General features: G+C 59.3%; 12 protein-coding genes. 3 read left to right on the plus strand and 9 right to left on the minus strand.

Annotation, left to right across the window (positions count from 1 at the left end; genetic code table 11):
- Window positions 1-17: 17 nt before the first annotated feature.
- On the minus strand, window positions 18-395 hold the full coding sequence (locus AC1RKH_RS11225) for a COG4315 family predicted lipoprotein (RefSeq protein ID WP_493062716.1): 378 nt from the start codon (window positions 393-395) through the stop codon (window positions 18-20).
- A 151-nt stretch (window positions 396-546) separates the two neighbouring features.
- On the opposite strand from AC1RKH_RS11225, the gene phoB reads away from it, so the two are divergent.
- The 3 genes from phoB to AC1RKH_RS11240 all read left to right on the plus strand — a co-directional run bounded on the left by phoB (window position 547) and on the right by AC1RKH_RS11240 (window position 4,271).
- Window positions 547-1,236 (plus strand): phosphate regulon transcriptional regulator PhoB, encoded by a 690-nt coding sequence (gene phoB / locus AC1RKH_RS11230; protein WP_007896474.1) that lies wholly within the window; start codon window positions 547-549, stop codon window positions 1,234-1,236.
- Between the two features lie 128 nt (window positions 1,237-1,364).
- Window positions 1,365-2,651: a phosphate regulon sensor histidine kinase PhoR gene (phoR, locus tag AC1RKH_RS11235; RefSeq protein ID WP_259740302.1), complete on the plus strand. Its 1,287-nt coding sequence runs from the start codon at window positions 1,365-1,367 to the stop codon at window positions 2,649-2,651.
- A gap of 279 nt (window positions 2,652-2,930) precedes the next feature.
- On the plus strand, window positions 2,931-4,271 hold the full coding sequence (locus AC1RKH_RS11240; protein ID WP_123427442.1) for a hemolysin family protein: 1,341 nt from the start codon (window positions 2,931-2,933) through the stop codon (window positions 4,269-4,271).
- 141 nt (window positions 4,272-4,412) lie between these two features.
- Here the strand turns inward: AC1RKH_RS11240 and AC1RKH_RS11245 are convergent, their stop codons facing one another.
- From AC1RKH_RS11245 to AC1RKH_RS11280, 8 genes are all read right to left on the minus strand, one after another.
- The gene (locus tag AC1RKH_RS11245) at window positions 4,413-5,309 is read right to left on the minus strand and encodes a M23 family metallopeptidase (protein ID WP_493062717.1); all 897 of its coding nucleotides are present in this window, start codon (window positions 5,307-5,309) and stop codon (window positions 4,413-4,415) included.
- A gap of 119 nt (window positions 5,310-5,428) precedes the next feature.
- Window positions 5,429-5,746 carry a helix-turn-helix domain-containing protein gene (locus tag AC1RKH_RS11250; RefSeq protein ID WP_123427510.1) on the minus strand — a complete coding sequence of 106 codons (318 nt, stop codon included), beginning with the start codon at window positions 5,744-5,746 and terminating at the stop codon, window positions 5,429-5,431.
- A gap of 176 nt (window positions 5,747-5,922) precedes the next feature.
- Window positions 5,923-6,312, minus strand: coding sequence for a DUF6124 family protein (locus AC1RKH_RS11255; protein WP_493062718.1), 390 nt, complete (start codon window positions 6,310-6,312; stop codon window positions 5,923-5,925).
- A 475-nt stretch (window positions 6,313-6,787) separates the two neighbouring features.
- The gene (locus AC1RKH_RS11260) at window positions 6,788-7,732 is read right to left on the minus strand and encodes a response regulator (protein ID WP_493062719.1); all 945 of its coding nucleotides are present in this window, start codon (window positions 7,730-7,732) and stop codon (window positions 6,788-6,790) included.
- A gap of 165 nt (window positions 7,733-7,897) precedes the next feature.
- On the minus strand, window positions 7,898-8,659 hold the full coding sequence (gene phoU / locus AC1RKH_RS11265) for a phosphate signaling complex protein PhoU (protein ID WP_123427460.1): 762 nt from the start codon (window positions 8,657-8,659) through the stop codon (window positions 7,898-7,900).
- A 113-nt stretch (window positions 8,660-8,772) separates the two neighbouring features.
- Complete coding sequence (gene pstB, locus AC1RKH_RS11270; RefSeq protein ID WP_019694309.1) at window positions 8,773-9,606, minus strand: phosphate ABC transporter ATP-binding protein PstB; 834 nt, start codon at window positions 9,604-9,606, stop codon at window positions 8,773-8,775.
- Window positions 9,607-9,752: 146 nt separating this feature from the next.
- Window positions 9,753-11,423: a phosphate ABC transporter permease PstA gene (gene pstA, locus AC1RKH_RS11275; protein WP_493062720.1), complete on the minus strand. Its 1,671-nt coding sequence runs from the start codon at window positions 11,421-11,423 to the stop codon at window positions 9,753-9,755.
- A gap of 15 nt (window positions 11,424-11,438) precedes the next feature.
- A complete protein-coding gene (locus tag AC1RKH_RS11280) occupies window positions 11,439-13,472 on the minus strand; it encodes an ABC transporter permease subunit (RefSeq protein WP_493062823.1) in 2,034 nt (677 codons plus the stop codon).
- Between the last annotated feature and the right edge of the window lie 13 nt (window positions 13,473-13,485).

Genomic DNA, 13,485 nt, shown 5'->3' on the forward strand with positions numbered 1-13,485 from the left:
AGATCACGTTGTATGGATCAATGCTTCGCCATGTGCCACATATTTTTGAAACCTTCACCTTTCGCTTCACCGGGCTTCATGTCCATTTTGTAGGTGTACAGCGGCTTGCCGTCGTAAGCCCATTGCATCATGCCGTCATCACGCTTGATGACCGTCCATTCACCTTCGGCCTTGGCGCCTGCCGGGGCCATCATCGGCAGCCAGATCTTGGCGCAATCAGCGTTACACATCGACTTACCGCCCGTGTCCTTGTCGAACGTGTACAACGTCATGCCCTTTTGATCGACCATCATGCCGTTCTTCATCATTGCCGGCTCGGCAGCGAGCGCGAGTGTCGGTAATGCCAGGGCAGCGGCCAACACCAGAGCTTTGAACGATTGAGCGTAGTGAGTCATGGAAACCTTCCTTTGTGGTTGTCAGGATTCGAACTTTGAGCTTAGTTCAGGATTGCACCGCCCGCCGCACGACTAAAATACTGTCACACGACTGCAATAATTCCGTTATCTAATGCGGCGCAAGACAGTTAAATGACAAGAGGATTAAGGCATGGTTGGCAGGAGTATTCTGATCGTCGACGACGAAGCGCCCATTCGCGAAATGATCGCCGTTGCGTTGGAAATGGCCGGCTATGACTGCCTGGAGGCGGAAAACTCCCAGCAGGCCCACGCCATTATTGTCGACCGTAAACCCGACCTGATCCTGCTCGACTGGATGCTGCCCGGCACGTCAGGCATCGAGTTGGCCCGGCGTCTCAAGCGCGATGAACTGACCGGGGACATCCCGATCATCATGCTCACCGCCAAAGGCGAAGAGGACAACAAGATCCAGGGCCTGGAAGTTGGCGCCGATGACTACATCACCAAGCCGTTTTCCCCACGTGAGCTGGTTGCGCGCCTGAAAGCCGTGCTGCGTCGCGCCGGCCCTACCGACGGCGAGGCGCCGATCGAAGTCGGCGGCCTGCTGCTGGACCCGATCAGCCATCGTGTGACCATCGACGGCAAACCCGCCGAGATGGGCCCGACCGAATACCGCTTGCTGCAGTTTTTCATGACTCACCAGGAACGCGCCTACACCCGCGGGCAATTGCTCGATCAGGTCTGGGGCGGCAATGTGTATGTCGAAGAGCGCACCGTCGACGTGCATATCCGTCGTTTGCGTAAAGCCCTCGGCGATGCCTATGAGAATCTGGTACAAACCGTGCGTGGCACTGGTTATCGCTTTTCCACGAAAGCATAAAAGCAGCTGCAAGCCTTAAGCTACAAGCGGCAAGCAGCCGCTCTAACTTGCAGCTTGCAGCTTGAAACTTGAAGCTGCCTTTAGGACCCCAAGTGAACCAAAACTGGCATGGCACTCTGATCCGCCACATGCTGTTGCTGGTCACCGGCTGTCTGGTGATCGGCCTGATCACAGGCGCATACGGCTGGAGCCTGGCCGCAGGCCTGGGGATTTACCTGGCCTGGACCCTCAAACAACTGCTGCGTCTGCACGAGTGGCTACGCCTGCAAAAACCCGACGAAGCACCACCCGACGGCTATGGCCTGTGGGGTGAAGTGTTCGACAGCATCTACCACCTGCAACGGCGCGATCAGCGCGTGCGCGGACGCCTGCAAGCGGTGATCGACCGGGTTCAGGAGTCCACCGCAGCGCTGAAAGACGCAGTGATCATGCTCGACAGTGACGGCAACCTGGAATGGTGGAACCGCGCCGCCGAAACGCTGCTGGGCCTCAAGACCCCGCAGGACAGCGGTCAGCCGGTAACCAATCTGGTGCGTCATCCGCGCTTCAAGGAATACTTCGAGCAGGACAGCTACGCCGAACCGCTGGAAATCCCTTCGCCCACCAACGACCGGATGCGGATTCAGCTGTACATCACCCGTTACGGCAACAATGAACACCTGATGCTGGTGCGCGATGTCACCCGCATTCATCAGCTCGAGCAAATGCGCAAAGACTTCATCGCCAACGTCTCCCACGAACTGCGCACGCCATTGACGGTGATCTGCGGCTACCTGGAAACCCTGCTCGACAACGTCGAAGAAGTGAATCCGCGCTGGAGCCGTGCGTTGCAGCAAATGCAGCAGCAAGGCGGGCGCATGCAGACGTTGCTCAATGACTTGCTGCTATTGGCCAAGCTCGAAGCCACCGATTACCCGTCGGACAACCAACCGGTGCCGATCGACAGTCTGCTGCAATCGATCAAGAGCGATGCCCAGGCACTGTCCGGGCAGCGTAATCAGCACATCACCCTGGAAGCCGATTCGTCGATTATGCTCAAGGGCAGTGAAGCGGAACTTCGCAGCGCGTTCTCGAACCTGGTGTTCAACGCGGTCAAATACACCCCGGACGGCGGTAATATCCGCATCCGCTGGTGGGGTGACGAGCAAGGCGCACACCTCAGCGTGCAGGACTCGGGGATCGGCATCGACAACAAACACCTGCCGCGCCTGACCGAACGTTTCTACCGCGTCGATTCCAGCCGCAACTCCAATACCGGCGGCACCGGACTGGGCCTGGCCATCGTCAAACACGTTTTGTTACGACATCGCGCGCGAATGGAGATCAGCAGCGTGCTGGGTCACGGCAGCACGTTCACCTGCCATTTCGTGCCGGCACAGGTCACAAAATCGCGGGTCAACTCGCTGACCGACTAACGCACGTGTCGTGGCCTGTACGGCTAGTTCGTTAGCTCAAATTCGGATGCCAGCGGTCCAGAGCCAAGGCGCTGTGACGAGTCATAGCCCGCTATGGCGAGGAACAGCAACGCAGGATATGGGCTGCTGGCGCCGAAGTTGACTAACATAACTGGCCACACAGGCCACTACCCTCTAGGCAATCGCCCTGTCAGCCGCTACATTGGCTGACTTGGGCCTGCCTTTCAGGCTCGGCAATCCCCTTTCCTTTCGAATATACGGAACCCGCAAAACTCCATCATGGACCCTTCCCCTGGCTTGACCCTCGCTTCACTCTTCGCCGATTTCGGCATGATTCTTTTTGCACTGATCCTGGTTTTGCTCAACGGCTTCTTCGTTGCGGCGGAATTTGCCATGGTCAAACTGCGCTCGACCAAGGTCGAGGCCATTGCCCATAAAAACGGCTGGCGCGGGCAGATCCTGCGCACCGTACACAGCAAGCTCGACGCCTACCTGTCCGCCTGCCAATTGGGTATCACCCTCGCCTCCCTGGGCCTGGGTTGGGTCGGTGAACCGGCGTTCGCGCACTTGCTGGCGCCACTGCTCAGTGCGGTGGGCGTAGAGTCCGCTGAAGTGGTCAAAGGCATATCGTTCTTTACCGCCTTCTTCATCATTTCCTACCTGCACATTGTGGTCGGCGAACTGGCCCCCAAATCCTGGGCGATCCGTAAACCCGAGCTGCTGTCGCTGTGGACCGCAGTGCCGCTGTACCTGTTCTATTGGGCAATGTACCCGGCCATTTACCTGCTCAACGCCAGCGCCAACACCATCCTGCGGATCGCCGGCCAAGGCGAACCCGGCCCGCATCACGACCACCATTACAGCCGTGAAGAACTGAAACTGATCCTGCACTCCAGCCGTGGCCAGGACCCGAGCGACCAAGGCATGCGCGTACTCGCCTCGGCCGTGGAGATGGGCGAGCTGGAAGTGGTCGACTGGGCCAACTCCCGGGAAGACCTGGTGACGCTGGAGTTCAATGCGCCGCTCAAGGAAATCCTCGCGCTGTTCCGTCGTCACAAGTTCAGCCGCTACCCGGTGTACGACAGCGAACGCCAGGAGTTCGTCGGCCTGCTGCACATCAAGGACCTGCTGCTGGAACTGGCCGCACTGGACCACATTCCCGAGTCGTTCAACCTGGCCGAGCTGACCCGCCCGCTGGAGCGCGTATCGCGCCATATGCCGTTGTCGCAGTTGCTGGAGCAGTTCCGCAAAGGCGGTTCGCACTTCGCCGTGGTAGAAGAGGCCGACGGCAACATCATCGGCTACCTGACCATGGAAGATGTGCTGGAAGTGCTGGTCGGCGACATCCAGGACGAACACCGCAAAGCCGAGCGCGGGATCCTCGCTTACCAGCCGGGCAAGTTGCTGGTGCGCGGTGACACACCACTGTTCAAGGTCGAACGCCTGCTGGGCATTGATCTGGACCACGTCGAAGCAGAAACCCTCGCCGGGCTGATCTACGAAACCCTGAAACGGGTGCCGGAAGAGGAAGAAGTGCTGGAAGTCGAGGGTTTGCGGATCATCATCAAAAAGATGAAAGGTCCGAAGATCATATTGGCCAAGGTGTTGATGCTCGACTAGTGCCCGACACCTGATCGGCGTCGATCCCATCGCGAGCAAGCTCGCTCCCACACTGATTCGGTGTTACTCCGGTTTCCCGGCAAAACACAAATCCCCTGTGGGAGCGAGCTTGCTCGCGATAGCGCCAGCTCGGACAACACATTATTGTTTGCCCAACGCAAAGTTCGGCAAGCTGCCCACCGGCTGGTTGAACTGATACGGAATCGACACCAGCCCCAGCCCGCTATTGCGCTGCACCACGAAGTGCAAGTGCGGCCCGCTGCTGTTGCCGGTGTTGCCCGACAACGCCAGCGCACTGCCGACCGCCACCCGCTGACCTTCCCGAACACACACCGAACCGCGCTTGAGGTGCAGGTACACGCCCATGGTCCCGTCATCGTGCAGCACCCGCACGAAGTTGCCGGACGGATCGGTGCCACGTCCGCTCTGGCTGTTTTCGGTCTTCACCACCACCCCGCCACGCGCCGCAATGATCGGCGTGCCTTCCGGCATGGCGATGTCCATCGCGTAACGGTTCTTGACCCCAAAGTGGCTGTATTGACCATTGGCGCCCTGAGTCAGGTGAAACGGCCCGCCACGCCACGGCAGCGGATATCGATAGGCCAGCGTGGTGCCTGAGGGGTCGCCCAGTGAATAGTTGAACGTCGGGGTATAGGCCAGCGGCTTGCCAGGCGCAATCGCCGTGAGCAACGCCAGACGCATAGTGCTGCGCGCCGGCAACACCCGGCGGATCGTCTGCGAAGGCGCGCCCCTGACATTCATCAGTCCTGCAAAACTCAACTCGACCTCTACCGGCGCATACAGGTCGTTACGCGCAAACACGATGTGCGTGTCCTTCTGCTTCTTGATATCCAGATGAACCTGGCGCTCAAGGTGCTCGTCCATCCGGTCGCGAAACACAAAGATCCGTGCGCCATGGGATGGGCGGTCACTGTACGAGACCACGCCCGTCACGCTGGTGGATTTGTAAATAGTGATGGCCACAGCCGAAGTGGAGGCCATGAACAGACCACAGAAAAACAGCAATCGCGCGAGCATGGGCAAGGTTCTGTCGAGGAAGGCCTGAAAACAGCCTAGCAGCCAGAATGGACCCGTGTAGTCGGCAGATGTTTCAAATGATCGTTCCCAAACCTTTCGTAAACGATCAACTGACCGCATCAGACCATCTGAAGTGGCCCGAGCGGCTGTGGGTCGAAACAGATATCAACGCCCAATCGAGCGGCTGCGGACAAGTTCACCAAGGCATCCAGCGAGAACTTGTCGATCTTGCCGTTGAGCACATCATTGAGCCGGGGTTGAGTGATGCCCAGGCGTTTGGCCGCGTCCTTTTGCGGCAACTCCCAGGCACGAATGGTTTTGCACAGTTCCTGCATCAGCCTGGAACGCAGGCGCATGTTGGCCGCTTGTTGTGGAGTGTCTTCCAGCGCATCCCAGACACTGGTGAAACGCTCGGTTTGAATCTGACGTTCGGTCATGGTGTTCAACCTATTTCCTGCAATCTGGCGCGTGCCAGTTCGATATCCCGCATTTCGGTTTTCGATCGTTCCCATGCTCTGCGTGGGAATGCAGCCAGTGACGCTCTGCGTCACCGTCGAACTGGACGCGGAGCGTCCGGGGAGGCGTTCCCACGCCGGAGCGTGGGAACGATCAACTACATCTTGACCCGATATTCCGCTGGGTTCGGTGGGTCGAGGTTGTCCATGGCGCGGTCGATCAGCAGTTGGGCGCCTTCGGCCATGCGGTAGATGGCGAGGGCGACGTTGCGGCGGGAGCCTTCGATTTCGAAGGCGAGGTCGCCGGCGATGGCTTTGATGGAGGCGATGTCTTCGGAGGCGTTGGCCAGGAGGCTGTCGGTGTCGACGTCTGGGGCGACGATGAAGAGTTGGCCTTTGCGGGCGTCGGCCAGGTGGATTTTGTGGCGTGGTGGGGTCAGGTGGTGGTCGAGGGCGCGTTCGGCGGCTTCGTGGAGTTTTTTCGAATCCAGGGATTCGTAGGGGGAAGTTGCTGGGTCTTCTGGTGGATTAGGTGTTGGCTTGATCATTGGAGTAATTCCGAGATTAAGGAGCTAACACCGTTTCGCTTGCTTCGAAAGAGGTGGCAGCTGTGCATAGGTGTGCAAGACCGGGCTCGGAAACCGGCAGACCCGAAGGCCTCCCACACACAGCCGCCATAACGATTCGCGAGCATAAGAAAACGCTCGATGAATAGCCATCTACGATTGTGTACCAAGCCGGACTTGCACGTCCGTGTCACCGTTTTTTGGTGACAGGGTGAGACTAGCCCTGACTCGCAGGCCGGACTAGTTACCGAACACCGCTACAACTTGAAGGAAATGTCCGAGGGGTTGGGAACGACCAATGAGCGCTTCAGGGAGAGATGCGCAGAGTTCGATGACCCCATCGCGAGCAAGCTCGCTCCCACACTGGTTGTGTGTCGATCACATAAATGTGGTTCGACGCCAATTAAATGTGGGAGCGAGCTTGCTCGCGATGGCGTACTGACAGGCGAAGCTGTACTTACGCGCCCGGTACGAAATGCTTCTGCGCCGTGCCGCGGGCGATCAGGCGGGAGATGTAGTCGAGCTTTTGTGCGTCCTGGTCGACGAAGCGAAAGGTCAGTTGCAGCCATTCGCTGTCGGGTTTCGGTTCAAAGGCGACGATAGCGTGCAGGTAACCGTTCAGGCGTGCGACTTCAGCGTTGTCACCCTGCTCCAGGTCGAGCACTGCGCTATCCAGCACTTGTGGCAGGGTGTCGGTGCGTTTAACCACCAGCAACGCTTCCTTGATGCTCAAGGCTTTGATCACACATTGCTGAGTGCCGTTGGGCAGACGCAGTTGACCTTGGCCACGACCGCCGGCCGGGGCCGCTGCAGGGGCTTTGACCGGCGGGCTGTTGAGCAGGCCGCGAGAGGGTGCTGCTGCCGGGGCAGGTGCGGCGGCGGCAGGTTTGGCGAACGGATTGACCGGGGCCGCCGCAGGGGCGACGACAGCAGCCTTGCCGCCCGTGAGTGCGCTGAGCGAGTCGTTGCCGAACGCCGAATTCATCTTGGTGGGCGCGCTGTTCATCAAGGTGTCGAGTTTGCCGACCTTGTTCAGGGCCTGTTTGACCTTGGTCAGCAACTGCTCGTTGGTGAAGGGTTTGCTGACGTAGCCGGAAACGCCGGCCTGAATCGCCTGAACCACGTTCTCTTTATCGCCACGGCTGGTGACCATGACGAACGGCATGCTCTTGAGATTGTCCTGCTCGCGGCACCAGGTCAGCAGTTCGAGGCCGGACATTTCCGGCATCTCCCAGTCGCACAGGACCAGGTCGAATGCTTCGCGCGCCAGAATGGCCTGCGCCTTTTTACCGTTGACCGCGTCTTCGATTCGAATGCCCGGGAAGTAGTTGCGCAGGCACTTCTTCACCAGGTCACGAATGAACGAAGCGTCATCGACCACCAACACACTGACCTTACTCATCAAACACCCCTTTAAAAAATCCCGGCAAGCATAACGCTTTGCTGATGGCACTTTGCCAAAACTCTTCAGTCACGCCGGGACTTTTTTCGTTCGCGGGTGCTATGAATTGCAAAACCACAAACAAAAACGCCCGGCCAAAGGGCCGGGCGCTTTACTTGGGCAATCTTACTTATCGTCAGCTTTGCCCGGAACATTAGCGCTTTCGGCACTTGTGCCTTCAACTTCTTCCTTCATGCGCTTGAGGCCCAAGTGACGGACATCGGTACCGCGCACCAGGTAAATCACCAGTTCGGAAATATTGCGTGCGTGGTCGCCGATCCGCTCCAGTGAACGCAGCACCCAAATGATGCTCAAGACCCGCGTGATAGAACGCGGATCTTCCATCATGTAGGTCGCCAGTTCGCGTAGCGCGGTCTTGTATTCGCGGTCGATGGTCTTGTCATATTGGGCCACCGACAACGCCAGGTCGGCGTCGAAGCGAGCGAAAGCGTCCAGCGCGTCGCGAACCATGTTGCGTACCTGATCGCCGATGTGCCGAACTTCGACGTAGCCACGCGGGGCCTCGCCTTCTTCGCACAGCTGGATGGCACGGCGGGCGATTTTGGTCGCTTCGTCACCGATGCGTTCCAGGTCGATCACCGACTTGGAGATGCTGATGATCAAGCGCAAGTCGGACGCGGCCGGCTGACGACGGGCCAGAATGCGCAGGCATTCTTCGTCGATGTTGCGCTCCATCTGGTTGATCTGGTCGTCGATCTCGCGCACTTGCTGGGCCAGACCCGAGTCCGCTTCGATCAGTGCAGTGACCGCGTCATTAACCTGCTTCTCGACCAGCCCGCCCATGGCCAGCAGGTGGCTGCGCACTTCCTCAAGCTCAGCGTTGAACTGCTGGGAGATGTGGTGAGTTAAACCTTCCTTCGAAATCATGATTTGCTCCGCAAAAGCTGTGAGCTGCAAGCTACAAGCTGCAAGCTATTTGTGTCGTAACGCTGAACCGCTCTCACTTGCCGCTTGAAGCTTGCGGCTTGCAGCTGCCTCAACTAGCCATACCGACCGGTGATGTAGTCTTCGGTCTGCTTCTTCGCCGGATTGGTGAACAGGGTGTCGGTGTCGCCGAATTCCACCAGTTTGCCCATGTACATGAACGCCGTGTAGTCGGAAACCCGCGCGGCCTGTTGCATGTTGTGGGTCACGATGACGATGGTGAACTTGGATTTCAGTTCGTAGATCAGTTCTTCGACTTTCAGCGTCGAGATCGGGTCGAGTGCCGAGCACGGTTCGTCGAGCAACAGCACTTCCGGCTCCACCGCGATGGTACGAGCGATCACCAGACGTTGCTGCTGACCACCGGACAAGCCCAGTGCCGACTCGTGCAGACGGTCTTTGACTTCATCCCACAGTGCCGCGCCCTTCAACGCCCATTCGACGGCTTCGTCGAGCACGCGCTTTTTGTTGATGCCTTGAATGCGCAGACCGTAGACCACGTTTTCATAGATGGTTTTCGGGAACGGGTTCGGCTTCTGGAACACCATGCCGACGCGACGACGCAGTTCAGCCACGTCTTCGCCCTTGCGGTAGATGTTGTTGCCGTACAGGTTGATCTCGCCTTCGACACGGCAGCCGTCCACCAGATCGTTCATCCGGTTGAACGTGCGCAGCAGCGTTGACTTGCCGCAACCGGACGGACCGATGAAAGCGGTCACGCGCTGCTTGGGAATGTTCATGCTGACGTCGTACAGCGCTTGTTTGTCGCCGTAGAACAGGCTCAGGCTCGGCACTTCGATGGCCACGGTTTCCTGTGCCAGGTTCAGGCTCTGTTTGTCGCGACCCAGGGCCGACATGTTGATGCCGTGGGTATGTGTTTCGTGCTGCATGGGAAACTCCCTGTGCTAACAAATTCGGTTCGGTTTTTGTGGGAGCGAGCCTGCTCGCGATGCAGGCGGCGCGGTTTAAGTCTGAAACCGCGGTGATGCCATCGCGAGCAGGCTCGCTCCCACAGAAAAATCAGTGCTGCATGAAATCAGCTATCCAAAGCTTTGTATTTCTCGCGCAGGTGGTTACGAATCCACACTGCCGACAGGTTGAGCGTGGCGATCACCAGCACCAGCAGCAGCGCCGTGGCGTAGACCAGCGGCCGCGCGGCTTCGACGTTCGGGCTCTGGAAGCCGACGTCATAAATGTGGAAGCCCAGGTGCATGATTTTCTGGTCAAGGTGCAGGTAGGGGTAATTGCCGTCTACCGGCAGCGACGGCGCCAGTTTCACCACACCCACCAGCATCAACGGCGCCACTTCACCGGCGGCGCGAGCCACGGCGAGGATCATCCCGGTCATCATCGCCGGGCTGGCCATTGGCAGCACGATCTTCCACAAGGTTTCAGCCTTGGTCGCGCCGAGGGCCAGCGAGCCTTCACGCACGGTGCGAGGAATCCGCGCCAGACCTTCTTCAGTGGCCACGATCACTACCGGCACCGCCAGCAGCGCCAGGGTCAGCGAGGCCCAGAGCAAGCCCGGGGTGCCGAAGGTCGGCGCCGGCAAGGCTTCAGGGAAGAACAAACGGTCAACCGAGCCGCCGAGCACGTAAACGAAGAAGCCCAGGCCGAACACGCCATAAACAATCGCCGGAACGCCCGCCAGGTTGTTCACCGCAATGCGGATCAAACGGGTCATCGGCCCCTGGCGTGCATATTCACGCAGGTAGACCGCCGCCAGTACGCCGAACGGGGTAACGATCATCGCCATGATCAGGGTCATCATCACGGTGCCGAAGATCGCCGGGAAGATCCCGCCTTCGGTGTTGGCTTCACGCGGGTCGTCGCTGAGGAATTCCCAGACCTTTTTGAAGTAGAAACCCAGTTTGGTCAGGTAGCTCATGGCGTTCGGCTGGTAGGCATGAACCACTTTGCCGATGCCGATTTCGACTTCCTTACCATTGGCATCGCGAGCGGTCAGGCTGTCGCGGTTGAACTGCGTGTGCAGGTCGCTCAGGCGCGCTTCGACGTCTTGATAGCGGGCGTTCAGCTCGGCGCGCTCGGACTCCATATCAGCTTGCGCGGCGGCGTCGAGTTTGCCCTCCAGTTCCAGCTTGCGGCCGTGCAGGCGAATACGCTCAAGGCCTGAGTTGATCGCGCCAATGTCGGTTTTTTCGAGGCTCTTGAGTTGTGCCGCGAGCTGGTTGACGCGATCCACCCGCGCTTGCAACTCCGGCCAGGCTGCTTCGCCTTCAGCGATGACCTTGCCGTCCTGTTTGACGTTGAGCAGGTAGCCGTAAAAGTTACCCCACTCGCGACGCTCGATGGTCATCAACTCGGGTGGATTGCTCTGGTTGGTCAGCCACTCGCCGACAATCCAGGTGAAGTCATTGCCGTTGATGTCACGGTTGCCGACCTTGATCAGCTCGCGGGTCATGAACTCCGGGCCCTGATCCGGCACTGGCAAACCAGCGCTTTTCAGACGCTCACGCGGCACTTCTTCCTTCTGCACCACTTCGCCGATGACGATATGGTTGGCCTGGCCTGGCACGTCGTAACTGGCGTGCATCAGGTCTGCCGGCCAGAAGTGGCCCAGACCGCGCACGGCAATCACCGCCAGCAAACCAATGGTCATGATGACCGCGATGGACACCGCGCCACCGCTGATCCAGACGCCGGGGGCGCCGCTCTTGAACCATCCTTTCAGGGAGTTCTGTTTCACAGACTTCTACCTTTCTTAAAGCGACGAGTATTTCTTGCGCAGACGCTGACGGATCAGCTCCGCGAGGGTGTTCATGATGAAGGTGAACAACAGCAACACCAGCGCCGAGAGGAACAGCACGCGGTAGTGGCTGCCGCCGACTTCCGACTCGGGCATTTCCACCGCGACGTTGGCGGCCAGAGTGCGCAGGCCTTCGAACAGGTTCATTTCCATGACCGGGGTGTTACCGGTGGCCATCAACACGATCATGGTTTCACCGACCGCACGGCCCATGCCGATCATCAGTGCGGAGAAAATGCCCGGGCTGGCGGTGAGGATCACCACGCGAGTCATTGTCTGCCATGGCGTAGCGCCGAGGGCCAGGGAGCCCAGCGTCAGGCCGCGCGGCACGCTGAACACGGCGTCTTCAGCGATCGAATAGATGTTCGGGATTACCGCAAAGCCCATGGCCAGACCGACCACCAGTGCGTTGCGCTGATCGTAAGTGATGCCCAGGTCGTGGGAGATCCACATGCGCATGTCGCCGCCGAAGAACCAGGTCTCCATGTACGGGCTCATGTACAGCGAAAGCCAGCAGACGAAAATGATCACCGGGATCAGAATCGCGCTTTCCCAGCCGTCCGGCACTTTCAGGCGCAGCGACTCAGGCAGGCGGCTGAAGGTGAAACCGGCCACCAGGATGCCGACCGGCATCAACAGCAGCAGGCTGAAGATCCCCGGCAAGTGGCCTTCGACATACGGCGCGAGGAACAGACCGGCGAAGAAACCGAGAATCACCGTCGGCATCGCTTCCATCAATTCGATGACCGGCTTGACCTTGCGGCGCATGCCCGGAGCCATGAAGTATGCGGTGTAGATCGCGGCCGCAACAGCCAGCGGCGCCGCCAGCAGCATCGCGTAGAACGCCGCTTTCAACGTACCGAAGGTCAGTGGCGAAAGGCTCATCTTGGGTTCGAAGTCGGTGTTGGCCGCGGTCGATTGCCAGACGTATTTAGGCTCGTCGTAGTTTTCGTACCAGACCTTGCTCCACAACGCGCTCCACGAGACTTCCGGATGCGGGTTGTCGAGCAGCAGCGGTTGCAGCTTGCCGCCCTGCTCCACGATGATGCGGTTGGCACGCGGCGACAGACCGAAGAGGCCCGTGCCATCAACCACCTGGTCCACCAACAAGGTGCGGTGAGCGGTGCTGTGAAACACGCCGAGCTTGCCGGCAGTGTCGAGGGCGACGAAGCCTTTGCGACGTTCTTCGGCGGTGATTTCAACGATCGGCGTGGTGCCCATCTGGAAGGTGCGGATCTGTTTCAGTCGTTGCTCGCCATCGGTATCGCGAGCCATGAACCACTGGGCCAGACCACCCTTGGAGTCGCCGATGATCAGCGAGATGCCGCCCACCAGTTGAGTACTGGCGGTCACTTGCGCTTCGCCGTCATCCAGCAGTTTGTAGCGACCGTTGAGGCTCTTGTCGCTCAGGCTGAAGACGTCGGCCTGGGCGCGACCGTTGACCACGTACAGCCACTGCTGACGCGGGTCGACGAAGATGTTCTTCACCGGCTCGGTCATTTGCGGCAGTTCAATGCGCTTCTGCTCGTTGGTGACCTCACCGGTCATCATGTTTTCTTCGCTGCTCAGCGACAGCACGTGCAATTGCGAACCGGTAGAGCCAGCGAGCAGCAGGGTCGAGTCGGTCGCATTGAGGCTAACGTGCTCCAGGGCACCGCCCTGCTCGTTCAGTGCGATCGGCGTTTCGCCGTACGGGAATTCGATGGCCGGCGAGATAGTTTTCTTGCCTTCCGGGTAACTGACTTTATAGGTGTGACGGAACACCAGCACCTGACCGTTGGACAAGCCCACCGCTACCAGCGGATGGCCGGGCTGGTCTTTACCAATGGCGGTTACGCTGGTGCCGGCCGGGATCGGCAGGTCGACGCGGCGCAGCTCGGCACCACTGTCGATGTCGAAAAACAGCGCCTGGCCCTTGTCGGAAACCCGCATGGCGACCTGGTTCTGTTCTTCGAGGGAGATCATCAGCGGTTTGCCGGCGTCTTGCATCCAGGCCGGAGTA

The sequence above is a fragment of the Pseudomonas sp. GW822-FHT06B12 genome, assembly GCF_058799675.1.